This window comes from Halomonas sp. ND22Bw, assembly GCF_003011945.1.
Classification (GTDB): Bacteria; Pseudomonadota; Gammaproteobacteria; order Pseudomonadales; family Halomonadaceae; genus Halomonas; species Halomonas halophila.
In genome coordinates this window covers 1-18,276 of record NZ_PXWD01000014.1, presented here as the reverse complement: position 1 = coordinate 18,276, position 18,276 = coordinate 1, and the positions used below count along the sequence as shown (strand labels likewise).

The window sequence follows — 18,276 nt, the reverse complement described above, 5'->3', positions numbered from 1 at the left end:
GTCTCCCGAACACATCTGTCGCCTGAGTAGGCCGCGAGCCATATCGGCTGGAGCCCGTGCCCGGTGGCGCGGACAACGCAAAAGGGCCCGCCAATGGCGGGCCCTTTCTACCTCTAAGCGTCGGCGATGGCGGTCGCGTCAGCTCGACGTCGCCGTGCTCGACGTGCCGCCGCCGTGACGGCCGCGCTGCATCAGCAGCAGCGCCGCGCCGATGGCCAGTCCCGCCACGTCGGTGACGATGCCGCCGTAGATCATGCAAAGCGCGCCGACCAGCATCACCAGCCGCTGCCACTGCTTCACCGGGCCGAAGAACCAGGACTGCACGGTGGCCGACAGCAGCACGATGCCGAGGGTGGCGGTCACGCCGACCCGCAGGATCTGCAGCCAGGAGCCTTCCATCAGCATCGCCGGGCTGTAGAAGAACATGAACGGCACGATGAAGGCGGCCAGGCCGATCTTGAACGAGGCCACCGAGGTGCCCATGGCGTTGTCCCCGGAGATGCCTGCCGCCGCGTAGGAGGCCAGCGCCACCGGCGGGGTGATCGCCGAGACCACCGCGAAGTAGAACACGAAGAAGTGCGCCACCAGCGGCTGGATGCCGATCTCGATCAGGCCGGGGGCGACCACCGAGGCGGCCACCGCGTAGGCGGCGGTGGTCGGCATGCCCATGCCCAGCAGGATCGAGATGCACATGGCGAAGAACAGCGCCAGCAGCTGGCTGACGCCGGCCAGGCCGAGCAGCAGCGAGGAGAAGCGCGCGCCGACGCCGGTCAGGGCGATGACGCCGACGATCAGGCCGGCGCAGGCGCACACGGCGATGATCTGGATGGCCATGGTGCCGGCCAGCTGCAGGGCCTTGAGGATGGCGCGGGGGCCCATCTTGTAGGGCGAGATCCAGCTCACCACGGCGGCCGAGGCGGTGGCCAGGGTGCCGGCGCGGATCACCGAGTAGCCCATGAACAGCGCGGCGATCAGGATGATGATCGGCGCGAACAGGTAGACCTGCTTGACCAGCTTCGAGAACAGCGGGATCTCGTCCTTGCGCATGCCGCGCATGCCCTTGCGGGCGGCCTCGAAGTCGACCATGCAGTAGATCGACAGGAAGTAGAGGATGGCCGGGATCAGTGCCGCCACGGCGATCTCGGTGTACGGGATGCCGGTGACCTCGGCCATGATGAAGGCGCCCGCGCCCATGATCGGCGGCATGATCTGACCGCCGGTGGAGGCGGCGGCCTCGATGGCGCCGGCGCTACGCCCGGGGTAGCCGACCTTCTTCATCAGCGGGATGGTCAGCGAGCCGGTGGAGACCACGTTGCCGGCGCTGGTGCCGTTGATCATGCCCATCAGGCCGGAGGCGAAGATCGACACCTTGGCCGGGCCGCCGCGGGCGCGGCCGGCGGCGGCGAAGGCGAAGTTGACGAAGTAGTCGCCGACCTTCGAGGCCTGCAGGAAGGCGGCGAAGATGATGAACAGGATGATGTAGGTCGAGGACACCGCGGTGGTCGGCCCGAGCACGCCGGCGTCGGTGTAGACCTGGCTGAAGAAGCGGCCCACCGAGAGGCCCGGATAGCCGAGGAAGCCCGGCAGGTAGGGGCCGGCGAACACGTAGATCAGGAAGATGGAGGCGATGATCACCAGCGCCAGGCCGGCCACGCGGCGGGTCAGCTCGAGGATCAGCGCCGCGCCGGCGATCGCCGCGTAGGAGATGCCCATGGGCGCGAAGGGCGTGCCGGTGGAGGCGCGCAGCGGGCTGTTGAACATCACCAGCAGGTAGCCGGCGCTGGCCACGGCGCAGACCATCAGCACCAGGTCGGCCGGCGACAGGCGGTGACGGTACTGGCGGAAGCTCCACGACAGCACGATGGCGGCGGCGGTGGCCAGCATCAGCGGATAGCCGTAGTGGAAGGCCTCGATCTCGGGGGCGATGCGCATGGCGCCGTCGTTCATCGCGCTCTGCATCATGAACACCTGATACAGCGCGTAGCCGGCGGGAATCAGCAGCGCATAGCTCAGCCAGCCCAGCCAGGCGGGCGAGCGGGCATGGCCCTCATCGGCGAAGCGGGTACCGGCGTAGAGGCCGTAGCCGAGGATCAGCGCGCCGCAGATGTGCACGATGCGGAACGACCAGGTCTCCATCGGATAGAGGTTCAGCGAGATCAGATGGAAGCTGGAGTAGGCGATGGCAATGGCGGCGAACAGCAGCCACTGCCAACCGGTGTAGAGGCGGCGGTTGGATTCCACCGCGTCGTCGTCGACGCCCTCGGCGACGACGGGAGTGACCTCCTCGTCGTCACGCTCGGCGTGACGGGGATCGGGATGCTGGGACATGGGAGTCACCCTCGGGGAACAGGCGACCCCGCACCGGGGCCGCGCGGGGTCGCGGGACGGTCAATGGATCAGAGCTGCTGGTCTTCCGGGATCTCGTAGCCGTTCTCTTCGTACCAGCGCACGGCGCCCGGGTGGAACGGCAGCACGGTGTTGTACTGGATGTTCTCCGGCACGCTGAACTGGGCGCTGCGGTGGATGTCGCGCATGCGGTCGTTGTTTTCCAGGCTCAGCTTGGTGATCTCGTAGACGAAGTCCTCGGGCAGGTCACAGCCACCGATGGTGAAGTTCCACATGGAGACCGCCTGAGCGTCTTCCTCGAGGGTCTGGTAGGTGCTGGCCGGGATCTGGAACGGCGAGACCGGGAAGGCGTCGACGATCTGCTGCTGCTCTTCCTCGGTGAACTCGATGATGTTGACGTCGGTCTGCACCTCGAGCTGGCTGACCGCCGGCACCGGGATGCCCGCGGCGAAGGCGATGACGTCGATCAGGCCGTCCTGCAGCTGGCCGCCGAGGTCGTTCCAGCCGCCGTTGCGGCGCTCGAAGTCCACGCCCAGTTCCTCGAGGATCTTGGGGAAGTAGGTGTCGGACGTGGAGGCCGCCGGGCCGAAGCCGATGGTGGCGCCGTCGGGGATGTCGGAGATCGACTCGATGCCGCTGTCGGCCAGGGTGGTGATGGAGAACGGGGTCTCGTACATCGGGAACAGTGCGCAGACGTTGTCCATCGGCACGCCGGGGGCCAGCGGGCTCTGGCCGGCCTTCGCCTCGGCGGCCGGACCCATGGTGGTCAGGCCCAGGGCCAGGTCACCGGTGTGCACCAGCGCCAGGTTCTGGTTGGGGCCGCCGGTCACTTCGCCGCCGCCGGAGAGGCCCAGCTCGTCGGCGATCATGTTGGCCCAGCCGGAGCCGTAGACGAAGTAGGTGCCGCCCTGGCTGGCGGTGCCCACGGTGAAGCTCTCCGGCCATTCGCTGCGATCGGCCTGGGCGCTGCCGGCGACCAGCATGGCGCCGGCCAGGGTGCCGGTGAGGATCCGGGTGGTGGTGGACATGGCGTTTCTCCCGTCGGGATTGTTCATTGTGGTCGGTCCGAGCGGAGAGTGCTCGGGCCGGCTTGCGACGCCCATGCAGCAGCAAGGGCCGTTCCACAACGGGAAAAGTTTCTTTATTTCATAAAGTTAAAAAAGAGTGTTTCGACAAAGGTCGAAGCCGATCGGATGAGGAAGTTCCGGGAATCCGCACGCGGGATGGGTCGCCATGTGCGGAATTCCGCACAGGCTCAGTCGGCGGCGTCCGGCGGGCTCAGCGCCTCCAGCAGGCGGCTGGCCTGATGCAGGTCGTTCATCAGCGAGGAGGCCTGCCAGGCGTCGAGCCGCTGCCGGCGCAGACGCTCGGCCAGCTCGTGCTGCCAGTGGCGGCGGGTCTCCTCCAGCGCGCCGCCGATCCGCGGCGTGTCCGGGGCGTTGGCCAGGCGGTTGAGGCCCTCGGCCACCGCCATGCGCAGGTCGTCGTGGGCCTCGCGCAGCGGGCTGTCGGGCGCCGCATGGCGCAGCAGGCTGCGCTGCAGCACCTCGCCGAAGCGCACCGCCTCGACCAGCCGCAGGCTGCGCTCGTAGAGGGCGTTCAGGCGCGCTTCCTGCGCCTCGGTGAGCGGTACGTCGATGCGGGCGTAGAAGTCGAGAATCTCCGCCAGCAGCGGCTTGATGCGGGCGTGGTAGCGGGCGTTGACCGAGGGCCAGTCGTCGGGATCGATGGCGGCCCGAGCCGCCGCCCGGTCGGGCGGGTGGCCGATCACCTCGGCGCTGGGCATCAGGATCGCCGCGCACAGCAGGTGATAGGCGCGCCGCTCCAGGCGGCGCGCCTCCTGTTCCATGGCCGCCAGGGCGGTGTCGGCGTGCTCCAGGGCGGTGTCGTCCAGGTAGCGGGCCTGGGCCGGGTCCTGGCGCGCGGGATCCGGAATCCAGCGCTCCAGCCACCCGGCCAGGCGGGGAATCCAGGGCAGCATCAGCAGGATGCCGAGGCCGTTGAACAGGGTGTGGAAGAGTGCCAGCTTCAGCGTCCAGTCGTCCGCGGCGATGCCGAACAGGTCGGCCAGGGCGTCGACCAGCCAGGCCAGCGGCAGCAGCAGGGCCAGCGCCACGCAGGCGGTGATCAGGTTGAAGATCACATGGGCGCCGGCCAGCCGGCGCCCGGCGCTGCCCGCGCCCAGGGCGCCCATCAGCGCGGTCACGGTGGTGCCGACGTTGGCGCCGATGGCGATGGCCAGCGCCGGCAGGTAGGGCAGCTGCCCCGAGGCCAGCGCGGTGAGGATGATCAGCAGCGTGGCGTGGCTCGACTGCATCACCACGGTGGCGACCACGCCGAACAGCACGAACAGCGGCCAGTGCCAGACGCGCTCGCCGGCCAGGCCGTCCAGCGACAGGCCGTCCTGCCAGGCCTCGAAGCCCAGCTTCATGAAGTCGATGCCGAGAAACAGCAGCCCCACGCCGAGCAGCAGGGTGGCGATGCCGGCGCGAGCGCCCTGCAGCACCCGCCCGCCGATCAGCCCCAGCGCCAGCAGCGGCATGGCGTAGCTGGCCAGGTCGATCTTGAGGCCGAAGGCGGCGATCAGCCAGGCGCCGGTGGTGGTGCCGAGATTGGCGCCGAAGATCAGCGCGATGGCGCCGGGCAGGGCGACCAGCCCCGCGCCGACGAAGGACATCGCCAGCAGGGTGACCAGCGAGCTGGACTGGACCAGGGCGGTGGTCAGCGCGCCGACGCCGATGGCCCGCAGCGGGCCGCGGGTGGCGTCGTGCAGCCAGCGGTCGAGGGTGCCGCCGGAGAGGCGCTTGATGGCGTCCTCGAGATGGGTCATGCCCCACAGGAAGACGCCGAGGCCGGCGGCCAGGGTGGCCAGGTCGACGTGCGCCACCAGCAGGGCGGCGGCCGCGGCCAGGCCGAGCGCCTCGAGCACCCGGCGGGGCGGGATCAGCGGTCGGGCCGCGGCGAACACGGGTGGCTCAGCCCTTGGGGTCGAGGATCTTCACGGTCTGCAGGTCGTCGGCCTGCGGCTCGCTCGGCTCGCGGTTGACCCGGGTCTCGAGCTCGGGCATCGCCTGCTCCTCGATGGGCAGCTGCTCGAAGAAGTCGCAGCTCACGCACTCGCGGTAGCGGATGCCGTGCTGCTCCCAGCTGCGGATGCGATCCATCTCGGCGCAGCGCGGGCAGATGGCGCCGGCGATAAAGCGTTTCTGGGTGGCCATGAGGCCTCCTGGGAATCGATGGGTGTGGCGTGTCACGGCACGTCGTGTCGTCATTCTAACCGACACGGCGCGCCGGGGTGGGCCGGCGCGCCGTGTCGATGACGTCGGTCAGGCGGCTGTCTCAGGCCGCCCGGATGCCGCTGTGGCGCAGCAGCGGCTCGACGCTGGGCTCGCGGCCGCGGAAGGCGCGGAACAGCGCCGCGGCGTCGCGGGAGCCGCCGCGCTCGAGGATCTCGGTGCGGAAGCGCCGGCCGGTCTCGGGGTCGAAGATGCCGGCCTCCTCGAAGGCGCTCCAGGCGTCGGCGGACAGCACCTCGGCCCACTTGTAGCTGTAGTAGCCCGCCGCATAGCCGCCGGCGAAGATGTGGCCGAAGCCGTTCTGGAAGCGGTTGAAGGCCGAGCGCGGCACCACCGAGACGGCGTCGCGCACCTCGTCGAGCAGCGCCTGGATGTCGGCGGCGGAGGGGGCGGCGGCCTCGCGGTGCAGGCGGAAGTCGAACAGCGAGAACTCGAGCTGGCGCGCCATGCCCATGGCCGACTGGAAGTTCTTGGCCGCCAGCAGCTTGTCGAACAGCTCCGCCGGCAGCGGCGCGCCGGTGTCGACGTGGCCGGCGATCAGGTCGAGGCCCTCGCGCTCCCAGCAGTAGTTCTCCATGAACTGGCTGGGCAGCTCCACCGCATCCCAGGCCACGCCGTTGATGCCGGAGATGTCGGCGACGGTCTGGCGGGTCAGCATGTGGTGCAGGCCATGGCCGAACTCGTGGAACAGGGTGGTGACCTCGTCGTGGGTCAGCAGCGCCGGCCTGTCACCCACCGGGCGGGTGAAGTTGCAGGTCAGGTAGGCCACCGGCAGCTGCAGAGTGTCGCCTTCCAGTCGCCGCACCCGGCACTCGTCCATCCAGGCGCCGCCGCGCTTGCCCTCGCGGGCGTAGAGGTCGAGGTAGAAGCCGGCGATCGGCGCGCCGTCATCGAGGATGCGGAAGTAGCGCACGTCGGGATGGTAGCGCGGGGCGTCCTCGTCTTCCTCGAAGGTCACGCCGTAGAGCCGCTCGACCACCTGGAACAGGCCGTCGACCACCCGCGGCGCGGGGAAGTAGGGGCGCAGCTGCTCCTGGGAGATGGCGAAGCGCGCCTCGCGCAGCTTCTCGCTGGCGTAGCCCACGTCCCAGGGCTCCAGGGCGGCCAGGCCCAGCTCGTCGCGGGCAAAGGCGGCCAGCTCGGCGAATTCCTCGCGGGCCTGGGGCACGGCGCGCTCGGCGAGGTCCTCGAGGAAGCCGATCACCTGCTCGGGCGACTCGGCCATCTTGGTGGCCAGCGAGTAGTCGGCATAGGTGGCGAAGCCCAGCAGCTCGGCCAGCTCGCGGCGCAGCGCCAGGGTCTCTTCCATCACCGGGGCGTTGTCGAACTCGCCGGCGTTGGGCCCCTCGTCGGAGGCGCGGGTGACGAAGGCGGTGTAGACCTCGCGACGCAGCTCGCGGTCGTCGGCGTGGGTCATCACCGGCAGAAAGCTGGGGAAGTCCAGGGTGATGCGGTAGCCCTCGCGGCCCTTGGCCTCGGCGTTGGCCGCCAGCGTGGCCAGGGCGCTCTCGGGCAGGCCGGCCAGCCGGGTGGCGTCCGGCAGGTCCAGATGCCAGGCCTGGGTGGCGTCCAGCAGCTGGTTGGAGAAGGTGTTGGCGAGGCTCGACAGCCGCGACTGGATCTCGCCGTAGCGGCGCTTCTGTTCGGGCGGCAGGTCGACGCCGGCCAGACGGAAGTCGCGCAGGGCGTTGTCCACGGTGCGGCGCTGGCCTTCGTCGAGCGCGGCCCAGGCCGGGCCGTCCTTGAGCGCCTGCCAGGCGCGGAACAGCCCCTCGTGCTGGCCGAGCCAGGTGCTGTAGTCGGAGAGCAGGCCAAGGCTGGTCTCGTAGGCCTGGCGCAGCGCCTCGTTGTTCATGGTGCCGTTGAGGTGCGAGACCGGCGACCAGGCCCGGGACAGGCGGTCGTTCAGCGCCTCCAGCGGCGCGGCCAGGGTCTCCCAGGTCGGCGTTTCCCGCTCGGCCCTGGCCACCAGGGCCTCGATGGCCTCGCGGTTTTCCGCCAGCAGCGTCTCGATGGCCGGCACCACGTGCTCGGGGCGGATCTCGGCGAAGGGCGGCAGGGTGTGGGCGTCGAGCAGGGGGGTCGTGGACATGCGCACCTCGGGATGCAAAGGAGTGACAGCGCTTAGATGCGGGCGGCCGGGCCGGGTTTCAATGTGCTAGGCTTGGCGCCCTTTGCAACTTCAGGCCGGAGACGAGGCGATGAACGAGACCCTGGAGCGCTGGAGCAGCCGCCGCGCCTTCATCCTGGCGGTGACCGGGGCCGCGGTGGGGCTGGGCAACATCTGGCGCTTTCCCTATATCACCGGGGAGAACGGCGGCGCCGCCTTCCTGCTGCTCTACGTGGCCTTCGTGCTGCTGCTGGGGCTGCCGGTGATGATGGCCGAGATCCTGATCGGCCGCGCCGGGCGTAGAAGCCCGATGCAGTCGCTCAGCCACCTGGCGACCCAGGCCGGACACAGCCGCCACTGGCGGTGGCTGGGGCTGTTCGGCGCCTTCACGGTGTTCTGCATCCTGTCCTTCTACTCGGTGGTTTCGGGCTGGTCCATCGAGTTCCTCGTCTCGTCGATCAACGGCGACTTCGTCGGCCAGGACGCCGCCAGCATCGGTGCCGGTTTCGATGCCTTCCTCGCCGACCCCGCCCGCATGACCTTCAATCACACCCTGTTCCTGGTGATGACCATGCTGGTGGTGGCCGCCGGGGTGACCAAGGGGCTGGAGCGGCTCAACAACATGCTGATGCCGCTGCTCTACCTGCTGCTGCTGGTGCTGGCCGGCCACGCTGCCACCACCAGCGGCTTCGGCCCGGCGCTGGCCTGGCTGTTCACGCCGGACCTGTCGGCGATGACGCCCATGGTGATGATCCATGCCATGGGCCATGCCTTCTTCACGCTGGCAGTGGGCGCCTGCGCGCTGATGGCCTACGGTGCCTACATGCCGGACCACCAGAGCCTGCCGCGGGCGGCGGCCGGGGTCGCGGTGCTGGACGTGACCGTCGCCCTGCTGGCCGGCATCGCCATCTTCTCGGTGGTGTTCGCCCAGGGCATGGACCCGGCCGAGGGCCCGGGGCTGATGTTCGTGACCCTGCCGGTGGCCTTCGCCGACCTGCCGTTCGGCGCCTTCTGGCTGTCGCTGTTCTTCCTGCTGCTGCTGCTGGCCACCTGGACCTCGTCGATCAACCTCGCCGAGCCGATGGTGGCCACGCTTCAGGGCTGGGGGCTCGGTCGCGGACAGGCCGCCGCCGTGGTGGGGGTGACGGTATGGCTGGTCGGCCTGCTGTCGGTGCTGTCGTTCTCGACGCTGGCCGACGTCCATGTGCTGTTCGGCATGAACGTCTTCGAGCTGGTGACCACGGTGCCACCGGAGATCTTCCTGCCGGTCGGCGGCGCGCTGATCGCGGTGTTCGCCGCCTGGGTGCTGCCCGAGGTGGAAGCGCTGCGGGCCCTGGACGCCGGGCCCACCGGCTTTCGCGTGTGGCGCACCACGGTGCGCTGGGTGTCGATTCCGCTGACGCTGGTAGTATTGATCTCCGGACTGATCTGACGATGGGAGGCGTGTGATGAGCGAAGCCAAGACCCTGAGGCCCTGGAAGGGCACGAGCCCGCAGCTGGGCGAACGCGTCTACATCGACCCGGCCTGCATGGTGCTGGGCGACGTGGTGCTGGGCGACGACTGCTCGGTGTGGCCGATGGCGGTGATCCGCGGCGACATGCACCGCATCCGCATCGGTCAGCGGGTGAGCATCCAGGACGGCAGCGTGCTGCACATCACCCATGCCAGCGACTTCAATCCCGACGGCTTCCCGCTGACCGTCGGTGACGACGTCACCGTGGGCCACAAGGCGATCCTGCACGGCTGCACCCTGGGCAGCCGCATCCTGGTGGGCATGGGCGCCATCGTCATGGACGGCGTGGTGGTCGAGGACGAGGTGATCATCGCCGCCGGCGCCGTGGTGCCGCCGGGCAAGCGCCTGGAGGGCGGCCACGTCTACGCCGGCAACCCGGCCAAGGCGCTGCGCCCGATCAAGGACAAGGAACGCGCCTTCTTTCCCTATACCGCCGGCAATTACGTCAAATTGAAGGATGAGTATCTGGCGCAGGGCTGACGCTCTGTGTCGCTTTAAGCGTGCTGCGAATACCGAAGTGAGCCGAGGGCGGGCCGAAGAGGACCTCCTGCGCCAGGGATGGCGCCGGGAGCTACAGGGACGTATTCATGCGTGTCCTCGCCGGCCCACCCGCGGCGTTCAGGAACTGTTGAGCCGGTTTGATAGCTCGTCCCGGCCGGGCATCTCCGGACAAGCCGGATGTGCAATAAAGGCGTAACCCGCCAACCGCTTGTTTTCTTTGGTCATGCCGAGCGCTAAACTGATGTTTTATCCAGTCAGTGAGGCGCCGCGGGCATGGCCGACTTCCGAACCCACCTCGGCGTGGCCGCGACCCTGGGCGCGGTGGTCGCCCACGGCGGCTGGCAGGCCGGGCTGTGGGCGTTTGCCGAGGGTCTGCCCGTCCTCGCGCTGATCACCTTCGGCGGCATTCTCCCCGATATCGACGCCGACCGCTCCAAGGCGATTCGCCTGATCTTCAACCTGCTGGCGATCCCCGCCGTGGTGGCCGGTGCCCTGTGGCTGCAGGCCCGGCTGGACCCGGGGCCACTGATGGTGGCCTGTGGCGGCATCTACCTGGGCGTGCGCTACCTGGGCGGGGCCCTGTTCTGCCGTTTCACCGTGCATCGCGGCATCTGGCACTCGCTGCTGGCCGCGGCGCTGTGCGGGCTGACCGCCACGGCGCTCAGCCATCGGCTGTTCGCGCTGCCCGACCGGCTGGCCTGGATCTACGGGGCGGCGCTGGCGCTGGGTTTCGTGATCCACCTGCTGCTCGACGAGCTGTACAGCGTCGATCTCACCGGGGCACGCCTCAAGCGCTCCTTCGGCACCGCGCTCAAGCCCTTCGACTGGCGGCAGCCCGGCAACTCGCTGGCCATGCTGGCGGTCATCGTCAGCCTCTCCCCCTGGCTGCCGCCCTGGCAGCCGCTGGTCGACCTGGTGGCTCAGGGCTCGGCGTTCTGGCGGTAGTCCTCGGCCCTCAGGCCATGTTTCTTCAGCTTGTCGTAGAGCGTCTTGCGCGGCACGTCGAGGGCGTCGCAGACCTCGCTGACGCGGCCCTGGTGGCGGGCCAGCGCCTGGCTGATCAGGCTCTTCTCGAACAGCTCCACCTGGCGCGGCAGCGGCAGCTCGCCACCCTCGCTCTCGCCGCCTTCCAGCAGCGTCTCCAACCGGTAGTCGCAGGTGATGCCCAGCAGCACGTAGCGCTCGGCAAGGTTGCGCAGCTCGCGCACGTTGCCGGGCCAGTCGTGGGCCAGCAGCGCCGAGGTGCCGGCGGCGTCCAGTGGCGGCGCCTCCAGGCCGCTGCGGTTGGCGGCCACCACCGCGAAGTGCTGGAACAGCAGCGGGATATCCTCGCGGCGCTCGCGCAGCGGTGGAATCGGCAGGGTCACCACGTTGAGGCGGTAGTAGAGGTCCTCACGGAAGTCGCCGACCTCGGCAGCGGCCTTGAGGTCGACCTTGGTGGCGGCGATCACGCGGATGTCCAGCGGTACCGCCTGATTGGAGCCCAGCCGCTCGATGCTGCGCTCCTGCAGCACCCGCAGCAGCTTGACCTGCAGCGACAGCGGCATGGATTCGATCTCGTCGAGGAACACGGTGCCGCCCTGGGCGTGCTCGAACTTGCCGATGCGCCGCTCCACGGCGCCGGTGAAGGCGCCCTTCTCGTGGCCGAACAGCTCCGACTCGATGGTGCTCTCCGGCACCGCGCCGCAGTTGATGGCGACGAAGGGCCGGCCGCCGCGGGCGCTGCGCTCGTGGATGGCGCGGGCCACCAGGTCCTTGCCGGCGCCGGTCTCGCCGAACAGCAGCACGTCGGCCTCGACCTGGCTGATGCGCTGGACCATCGAGGCCAGCCGCTGGATCGCCGGGGTGCGGCCGACCAGGCGCGGGCCGGGGGCCGACTGCTGGGCCTCGAGTTCGGCCTTGAGGGTGCGGTTCTCGAGGCTCAGCCGACGCTTGTCGATGCCACGTCGGACGACTTCCACCAGGTGCTCGCCGGCGAAGGGTTTCTCGAGGAAGTCCCAGGCGCCGTCGCGCATCGCCGCCACCGCGGTGGAGACGTCGCCGTGGCCGGTGATCAGCACCACCGGCAGGTCCGGGTCGCGATCGCGGATCTCGCGCAGCAGCGCCATGCCGTCCATGCCGGGCATGCGGATGTCGCTGATCACCACGCCGGGGAAGTCCGGGGTCAGGGCCGCCAGGGCGTCCTCGGCGCGTTCGAAGGCCCGGGGCTCGTAGCCGGCCAGCTCCAGGGTCTGGCCGGCGGTGATGCGCAGGTGCGCCTCGTCGTCGATGATCATCACCGGGGTCGCCGGGGACTCATGCATGGGATTGCCGCTCCTCGCTGGATGCCGGGGTATCGGTGCCCGCGTCGCGTGGCAGGCTGATGGTGAAGCGGGCGCCGCCCTCGGCGCCGTTGGCGACCTCCAGGCGGCCGCCCAGGTCGTCGATGATACGCGCCGAGATCGACAGGCCCAGCCCCAGGCCGCTGCCGGCGGCCTTGGTGGTGTAGAAGGGTTCGAAGATGCGCGACAGCCGGTCCTCGGCGATGCCGGGGCCGTTGTCGGCCACCGCCAGGCGCACCCGGTCGCCCTCGGCGGCGATCTCGAGCGTCAGCCGCGGCGATGGCGTCTCGGCCATGGCCTGCAGGGCGTTGCCGATCAGGTTGACCAGCACCTGCTCGAGGCGCACCGGGTCGGCGCGTACCCAGAGCTCGTCCTCGGGCCAGCGGCGTTCCACCGCCACGTCACCTTCGCCGAGCCGGGCCTGGAACAGCCGCAGGGCGTAGTCGAAGCAGGAGGGGGCCGAGACGGCGGTCAGGTTGTCGCCGCTCTTGCGCGAGAACTGGCGCAGCTGGGCGCTGATTTCGGCCATGCGTTCGGTGAGCTCGACGATCTGGCCGAGGTTGGCATCGGCGGCCTCGCTGCGGCTGCGGGCGATGAAGGCGCGGGCGTTCTCGGCGTAGGCGCGGATCGCCGCCAGCGGCTGGTTGAGCTCGTGGTTGATGCCGGCGGCGAGCTGGCCGAGTACCGCCAGCTTGGCGGCCTGGACCAGTTCGTCGCGGGTCTCGCGCAGGCGCTGTTCGGCCAGGCGGCGCTCCTCGATCTCGTCGGAGAGGCGCCGGTTGGTGGCGGTCAGGTCGCGGGTGCGTGCCTCCACGTGGCGCTCCAGCTCGTCGCGGGCCCTGGCCAGGGTGCGGCGTTCGCGCTCGGCGAAGCGCTCGCGCTCGCGGCGCAGCCGCAGCCGCTGCCAGCCGATGCCGCCACCCAGCACCACCAGGCCGTAGAGGCCGCCGGCCAGCGCCGCCGCCAGCCACTGGGCGTCGACCACCGGGGTGAGCGGCTTGAGGATGTGCATGTCCCAGCCGAAGCCGGGCACCGGCCGGGTCAGGCTCAGGTATCGCTCGCCGGCCAGCGGGCCATCGGAGAAGCCGACCAGCCGGGCGTTCTCGCCGCGCCGTTCGAGCTCGCGGATGCCGGCTGGCGGCAGCGGTTCATCGCCGTAGCGCCGCGAGGCGTGCAGGGCCGCGAGCTCCGTCTCGGCGAGGGGCTCCAGGGCGGTGAGGCGCAGCGCTCGGCGGCTGGCCATGAACACCACGCCGTCGCCGTCGGTGACCAGCAGCTCGGCGTCCTGTTCCGCCCAGCTGTCCTCGACGGCGTGCAGCAGCACCTTGAGTACCATCACGCCGTCGGGCCGGGCGTTCGGCGCGGTGTCGTCGAGCCAGATCGGTGCCGAGAAGTAGTAGCCGCGCTCCTGGGAGCGCAGGCCGAGGCCGAAGAAGCGCCCCTTCTGGCCCTGCATGGCGTCCTGATAATAGCGTCGGAAACTGTAGTTCTCGCCGATGAAGGTGCTCTCGCGGTGCCAGTTGCTGGCCGCCAGGGTGTCGCCGTGGCGGTCGAGCAGGTAGATGTCCGAGACGTCGGCGGTGGCGCGGAAGCGGTCGAGCAGGCGGTTGAGCGGCATCGGATCCTGCTGGGCAGGCGTCGCCAGGAAACGCTTCACGGCCTCCCGCGAGGCGAGCAGCTCGGGCAGGTAGTCGTGACGGGACAGGTGCCCGGTGAGCCCGGCCACCGACAGTCGCAGCTCGTTCTCGGCGTCGTCGCGCAGCGCCTGAAGGGCCTGTTCACGGGCGACCTGGGCGGTCTGCCACAGGCACAGCGCCAGGCCGGCCAGGCCGATCAGGGCCAGCAGCAGGCGTAGACGACGCCGGCGAGGGGAGGGCGAGGTGGTCGTCATGCGTCGGGCGCGGGCATGGACTGGGCGCGGCGCAGCGAGCGCTGGGCGCGGGTCTCGGCGCGGGCCGCGGCCAGCAGGTTTTCCTCGACGTAGACCAGATGGTCGTGAGCGCAGGCGCGGGCTTCCTCGGCGCGGCCCTGGAGGATGGCATCGAGCAGTGCGCGGTGTTGGGTCATCAGCCGCTCGCGGGCGTCGGGCTTGGCGAACAGCGCCTCGAGGTTGTCGACGATGCTCTTCTCGAGCAGGTGAAAGATGCCGCGAATGGTGTGCAGCAGCATCACGTTGTGGGCGGCCTCGGCGATGGCCAGGTGGAAGGCGGCGTCGGCCTTGGCCTCTTCGGCCGGGTCCCGGGCCTCGAAGCGGGCCTCGAGCTCCTCGAAGCGCTGCAGCAGCACCGCCTTGTCGGTGGGCGTGGCGCGCAGCGCGGCATAGTAGGCGGAGAGTCCTTCCATGGCGTCGCGAAATTCGAGCAGGTCGAGGTGGAACTCGCCGTGGCGCGAGAGCATCTCCAGCAGCGGGTCGCTGTAGCCGCTGTGCAGGTCCTCGGTGATGAAGGTGCCGCCGCCCTGACGGCTGTGCAGCAGGCCGCGGGCGGCGAGCTTCTGGATCGCTTCGCGCAGCGAGGGGCGCGAGACGCCGAAGCGTTCGGCCAGCTCGCGTTCCGGTGGCAGGCGCTGGCCGGGCTTGAGGCTGCCCTCGAGAATCAGTGCCTCGAGGCGTTCGGTGATCACGTCGGCGAGGCGTGGCTGGCGCAGGGTCTGGTAGGACATGGCGGCGTTCCTGGGCGCGAGGTCTTTCGGCGCATGGTAACGTCATTCAATTGGTATTACCAATATGGTGCATTTTTTGTCGCGCGTCGTTGTGCTGGTTTTTCAAGGGCTTGCGGGGCGCTTTTCATGGCTTAATACCAAGGTATAAGCGTCTTTTGCGGCGGGAATTTTGACACCCTTGCGGCCGGGCCATAGGGTGCGGTAACCAGTCGATGTCAATTGGTTTTACCAATTATGGCTTGCGAGGCGCCGAGTGTCTCGCGCTGTGCCGAAGCGCCGCCCGACTGGAGAGATTTCTTGCGCCAGCGCGCGCCCGTGCCTACTAAGAGGGCCTTCGAGTCGTCTTCGTGGTGCTCGCGCCGGCCTCTATTGATCGCTCATCCATTGTACAGGGCTCGCCATGATCATCTCCGCCGCCACGGACTATCGCCAGGCCGCCAAGCGCCGCATCCCGCCCTTTCTCTTTCACTATGCCGACGGTGGCGCCTATGCCGAGCATACGCTCAAGCGTAACGTCGAGGACCTCGGCGAGATCGGCCTGCGCCAGCGCGTGCTGAAGGACATGTCCTCGCTGTCGCTCGAGACCGAGCTGTTCGGCGAGTCCATGGCCATGCCCGTCGCCCTGGCACCCGTGGGGTTGACCGGCATGTACGCCCGGCGGGGCGAGGTGCAGGCGGCCAGGGCTGCCGCGGGAAAGGGCATCCCGTTCACCTTGTCCACGGTGTCGGTCTGCCCCATCCATGAGGTCGCCTCGGCCGTGGATCGGCCCATCTGGTTCCAGCTCTACGTGCTGAAGGATCGGGGCTTCATGAAGCACGTGCTGGAGCGGGCCAAGGCCGCAGGCGTGAAGACACTGGTCTTTACCGTCGACATGCCGGTGCCCGGGGCGCGCTATCGCGATGCCCACTCCGGCATGAGCGGCAAGCATGGCGGCATCCGGCGCATGCTGCAGGCCGCGACCCGTCCGCGCTGGGCCTGGGACGTGGGCATTCACGGTCGCCCCCATGACCTGGGCAATGTCTCGGACTATCGCGGCCAGCCGACGGAGCTCGAGGATTACATCGCCTGGCTCGGCGACAACTTCGATCCCTCCATCTCGTGGAAGGACCTGGAATGGATCCGCGAGTTCTGGGATGGCCCGATGATCATCAAGGGCATCCTCGATCCCGAGGACGCCCGCGATGCCGTGCGCTTCGGCGCCGATGGCATCGTGGTCTCCAACCACGGCGGGCGTCAGCTGGACGGCGTGCCTTCCTCCGCCCGCGCCCTGCCGGCCATCGCCGATGCCGTGAAGGGCGACCTGGCCATCCTGGCCGACTCCGGCATCCGCAGCGGGCTCGACGTGGTGCGGATGGTCGCGATGGGGGCCGACAGCGTGCTGCTGGGACGTGCCTTCGTCTATGCGCTGGCCACCGCCGGCGAGGCGGGCGTGGCTCACCTGCTCGAGCTGGTCGACAAGGAGATGCGCGTGGCCATGACGCTCACCGGTGCGCGCACCATCGCCGACCTGGGGCCGGATTCGCTGGTCACCGAGTCGCGTCTGCGCGGCGGCGATGCCTGAGGCCCCTCTATAGCGCCGCGTTTTCCGCTATAGTGCGGCTGTCCCGCCGAGGCGGGGGCATCGTCACTACGTAGGGAGACATGACGTGGACATTCAAGGAACTCGGCGCTTCAGCGTCTCATCGGGTCGCCTGATGGCGGGCCTGGTCGGACTCACTCTGCTGGCAGGCTGCAGCGACGACGAGGCGCGCTTCGTCTCGGCGCCGGAGATGCAGGCCGGCGACAGCATCGAGGGCGAGCTGACCTCGACCAGCCCGGTCAACCTCAACAACGGCACGCGCTATTCGGCGCACTGGATGTGCGGCAGTGGGGAGGCGGAGCGCTATCGTTACACGCTGGATGCGCCTTTCGCCGCGTCGCTGGCGGCCTTCGACGATGAGGGACGCTGGATCGGCTCGGCCGAGAGTGGCCCCGAGGGCGAGCCGGCGATCCTGCTGAGCGCTGCCGAGGCGCAGCGCTGCACCTTGGTCGTGATCAACGGGCAGGATGGCGCCGCCTTCGGTCCCTATACGCTGGCGGCCGAGGCGACCGGCGACCAGGACGGGCTGCAGGCCGACCGGCCGTTGGTCGGCCGGTTGGACGACGGCAGCGCCGAACACTCGCTCAGCCTGGACGCTCCCGCCCACCTCAATCTGGCGCTGTCCGGCGAGGAAGGGCTCGACATGCATCTCGTGGGAGAGGGGGTGAATCAGCGGGCCGAGTCCTGTGCGCCGGGCGAACTTCGTCTCGATGCCTATCTGGAGCCTGGCGACTACCGCGTTCAACTGGGGCAGGCGGCCAAGCCCAACATGGCAATGACGAAGTGCGCCAGTCAGGTGCTGAGTGCCGGCGGTGCTTATCAGCTGGTCGCCGAACAGCGCGACCTCTCCGACGGTCGTCGCAATGGCGGGCCGCTGCGAGATGGCGATCGCATCACCGGTACGCTCGAAGGTGAGTCGACCAATCACTACACCCTGCATCTCGATGAGCCCTCCGAGGTGACGCTGGATCTCGGTTCGACGGCCTTCGACACCGTGTTGCACCTCAGTGGCAATGACACTCAGATCAGCGACGACGATGGCGGCGGCGGTACCGATTCGCGCATCCAGACGGTGTTGATGGCCGGCGACTATCGCGTCGAGGTGGCCAGCTACGGTGGTAATCGCGGTGACTACGCGATCGAGCTGCGGCGCAGCGAATTCGACGGCGAGTTCCGTAACGACGGGCCGATTGCCAGCGGTGAGGAGGTGCGCGGGCAGTACATCGGCGTTGCCGAGAACCGCTATCGCTTCACCGTTGAGGAGACGGCCGAGGTGAGTCTGGCGCTCGACTCGCAGGACTTCGATCCGATGCTGTATCTGCAGGGGGAGGGCGTCGAGCTGACCGACGACGACAGCGGTGGTGATCGCAACTCGCTGATCAACACCGTGCTGGAGCCCGGCGACTATATCCTGGAAGTCCAGAGCTACAGCGGCAGCGGTATCTATACCCTGCGAGCCGAGTCGTCGCCGTTCGAGGGGCGCATGAGCGACAGCGGCGAAGTCACCCCTGGGGAAGTGGTCTACGGTCGGATGACGGCCGGCGGCCGGCTCGCTTACCAGCTGGTGGTGGAGGAGCCTCGTGAGGTGGTGCTGGAAAGTACTTCCAGCGCCGTGGATACCGTTATGCGCCTGACCGGCAACGGCGTCAATGAGCACAACGACGATGCGCCCGGCCTGGGGCTCGGTTCACGCATCACCCAGCATCTGCAGCCTGGCCGTTACGAGGTGGAAGTGACGGCTTTCGGCAGCAACGCCGGCATGGTGCGGCTGTTCATCGGGGAATAAGAGCGGTGCCGGGGTGTCGCGTCGGCGACGCCCCGGCGGCTGATTCTGGTGCGATGAGAAAAGTCCTTGCACCATCCCGGTGAAGTCCGTAAAGTACGCATCCGCTGCCGGCGACGGGCAACGTTGCAGGCGGTGATGAGTGGCAGAGGCGCTTGTTTTTCT

The 18,276-nt window shown here is 69.2% G+C and carries 13 protein-coding genes; 5 read left to right on the top strand and 8 right to left on the bottom strand.

The window, feature by feature from the left end; translation table 11 throughout:
* Positions 1 to 138: 138 nt before the first annotated feature.
* The 5 genes from CVH10_RS14805 to prlC form a co-directional block, all read right to left on the bottom strand.
* Positions 139 to 2,328 carry a TRAP transporter permease gene (locus tag CVH10_RS14805; RefSeq protein ID WP_106489090.1) on the bottom strand — a complete coding sequence of 730 codons (2,190 nt, stop codon included), beginning with the start codon at positions 2,326 to 2,328 and terminating at the stop codon, positions 139 to 141.
* A 68-nt stretch (positions 2,329 to 2,396) separates the two neighbouring features.
* Positions 2,397 to 3,374: a TAXI family TRAP transporter solute-binding subunit gene (locus CVH10_RS14800; protein WP_106489089.1), complete on the bottom strand. Its 978-nt coding sequence runs from the start codon at positions 3,372 to 3,374 to the stop codon at positions 2,397 to 2,399.
* Positions 3,375 to 3,601: 227 nt separating this feature from the next.
* Entirely contained in the window at positions 3,602 to 5,314 is a 1,713-nt protein-coding gene (locus tag CVH10_RS14795) for a Na/Pi cotransporter family protein (protein WP_106489088.1), read from the bottom strand.
* A gap of 7 nt (positions 5,315 to 5,321) precedes the next feature.
* Positions 5,322 to 5,564: a YheV family putative zinc ribbon protein gene (locus tag CVH10_RS14790; RefSeq protein WP_035597144.1), complete on the bottom strand. Its 243-nt coding sequence runs from the start codon at positions 5,562 to 5,564 to the stop codon at positions 5,322 to 5,324.
* A 121-nt stretch (positions 5,565 to 5,685) separates the two neighbouring features.
* Positions 5,686 to 7,734 (bottom strand): oligopeptidase A, encoded by a 2,049-nt coding sequence (gene prlC, locus CVH10_RS14785; RefSeq protein ID WP_106489087.1) that lies wholly within the window; start codon positions 7,732 to 7,734, stop codon positions 5,686 to 5,688.
* Positions 7,735 to 7,843: 109 nt separating this feature from the next.
* On the opposite strand from prlC, the gene CVH10_RS14780 reads away from it, so the two are divergent.
* The 3 genes from CVH10_RS14780 (at position 7,844) to CVH10_RS14770 (ending at position 10,712) form a co-directional block, all read left to right on the top strand.
* A complete protein-coding gene (locus tag CVH10_RS14780; protein WP_035597138.1) occupies positions 7,844 to 9,184 on the top strand; it encodes a sodium-dependent transporter in 1,341 nt (446 codons plus the stop codon).
* 16 nt (positions 9,185 to 9,200) lie between these two features.
* Positions 9,201 to 9,746, top strand: a complete 546-nt coding sequence (locus CVH10_RS14775; RefSeq protein WP_035597136.1) for a gamma carbonic anhydrase family protein — start codon at positions 9,201 to 9,203, stop codon at positions 9,744 to 9,746.
* A 294-nt stretch (positions 9,747 to 10,040) separates the two neighbouring features.
* Positions 10,041 to 10,712: a metal-dependent hydrolase gene (locus CVH10_RS14770; protein WP_106489086.1), complete on the top strand. Its 672-nt coding sequence runs from the start codon at positions 10,041 to 10,043 to the stop codon at positions 10,710 to 10,712.
* Here the strand turns inward: CVH10_RS14770 and CVH10_RS14765 are convergent.
* The 3 genes from CVH10_RS14765 to CVH10_RS14755 are packed head-to-tail and all read right to left on the bottom strand — an operon-like array spanning position 10,688 to position 14,749.
* Positions 10,688 to 12,070 (bottom strand): sigma-54 dependent transcriptional regulator, encoded by a 1,383-nt coding sequence (locus CVH10_RS14765; protein ID WP_035597131.1) that lies wholly within the window; start codon positions 12,068 to 12,070, stop codon positions 10,688 to 10,690. The genes CVH10_RS14770 and CVH10_RS14765 overlap by 25 nt on opposite strands.
* Positions 12,063 to 13,979 carry an ATP-binding protein gene (locus CVH10_RS14760; protein WP_106489085.1) on the bottom strand — a complete coding sequence of 639 codons (1,917 nt, stop codon included), beginning with the start codon at positions 13,977 to 13,979 and terminating at the stop codon, positions 12,063 to 12,065. Before CVH10_RS14760 ends, CVH10_RS14765 begins: the two co-directional genes overlap by 8 nt.
* A complete protein-coding gene (locus CVH10_RS14755; RefSeq protein ID WP_046078458.1) occupies positions 13,976 to 14,749 on the bottom strand; it encodes a GntR family transcriptional regulator in 774 nt (257 codons plus the stop codon). Before CVH10_RS14755 ends, CVH10_RS14760 begins: the two co-directional genes overlap by 4 nt.
* Before the next feature lie 400 nt (positions 14,750 to 15,149).
* On the opposite strand from CVH10_RS14755, the gene lldD reads away from it, so the two are divergent.
* Entirely contained in the window at positions 15,150 to 16,310 is a 1,161-nt protein-coding gene (gene lldD, locus CVH10_RS14750; RefSeq protein ID WP_035597123.1) for an FMN-dependent L-lactate dehydrogenase LldD, read from the top strand.
* A gap of 85 nt (positions 16,311 to 16,395) precedes the next feature.
* Complete coding sequence (locus CVH10_RS14745; RefSeq protein ID WP_146142938.1) at positions 16,396 to 18,114, top strand: PPC domain-containing protein; 1,719 nt, start codon at positions 16,396 to 16,398, stop codon at positions 18,112 to 18,114.
* Positions 18,115 to 18,276: the final 162 nt, after the last annotated feature.

What these genes read in the sequence shown, in the direction of transcription:
- CVH10_RS14805 (WP_106489090.1), bottom strand. Translation starts at nt 2,328, where the DNA reads ATGTCCCAGCATCCCGATCCCCGTCACGCCGAGCGTGACGACGAGGAG.
- CVH10_RS14800 (WP_106489089.1), bottom strand. Translation starts at nt 3,374, where the DNA reads ATGTCCACCACCACCCGGATCCTCACCGGCACCCTGGCCGGCGCCATG.
- CVH10_RS14790 (WP_035597144.1), bottom strand. Translation starts at nt 5,564, where the DNA reads ATGGCCACCCAGAAACGCTTTATCGCCGGCGCCATCTGCCCGCGCTGC.
- prlC (WP_106489087.1), bottom strand. Translation starts at nt 7,734, where the DNA reads ATGTCCACGACCCCCCTGCTCGACGCCCACACCCTGCCGCCCTTCGCC.
- CVH10_RS14780 (WP_035597138.1), top strand. Translation starts at nt 7,844, where the DNA reads ATGAACGAGACCCTGGAGCGCTGGAGCAGCCGCCGCGCCTTCATCCTG.
- CVH10_RS14775 (WP_035597136.1), top strand. Translation starts at nt 9,201, where the DNA reads ATGAGCGAAGCCAAGACCCTGAGGCCCTGGAAGGGCACGAGCCCGCAG.
- CVH10_RS14770 (WP_106489086.1), top strand. Translation starts at nt 10,041, where the DNA reads ATGGCCGACTTCCGAACCCACCTCGGCGTGGCCGCGACCCTGGGCGCG.
- CVH10_RS14765 (WP_035597131.1), bottom strand. Translation starts at nt 12,070, where the DNA reads ATGCATGAGTCCCCGGCGACCCCGGTGATGATCATCGACGACGAGGCG.
- CVH10_RS14760 (WP_106489085.1), bottom strand. Translation starts at nt 13,979, where the DNA reads ATGACGACCACCTCGCCCTCCCCTCGCCGGCGTCGTCTACGCCTGCTG.
- CVH10_RS14755 (WP_046078458.1), bottom strand. Translation starts at nt 14,749, where the DNA reads ATGTCCTACCAGACCCTGCGCCAGCCACGCCTCGCCGACGTGATCACC.
- lldD (WP_035597123.1), top strand. Translation starts at nt 15,150, where the DNA reads ATGATCATCTCCGCCGCCACGGACTATCGCCAGGCCGCCAAGCGCCGC.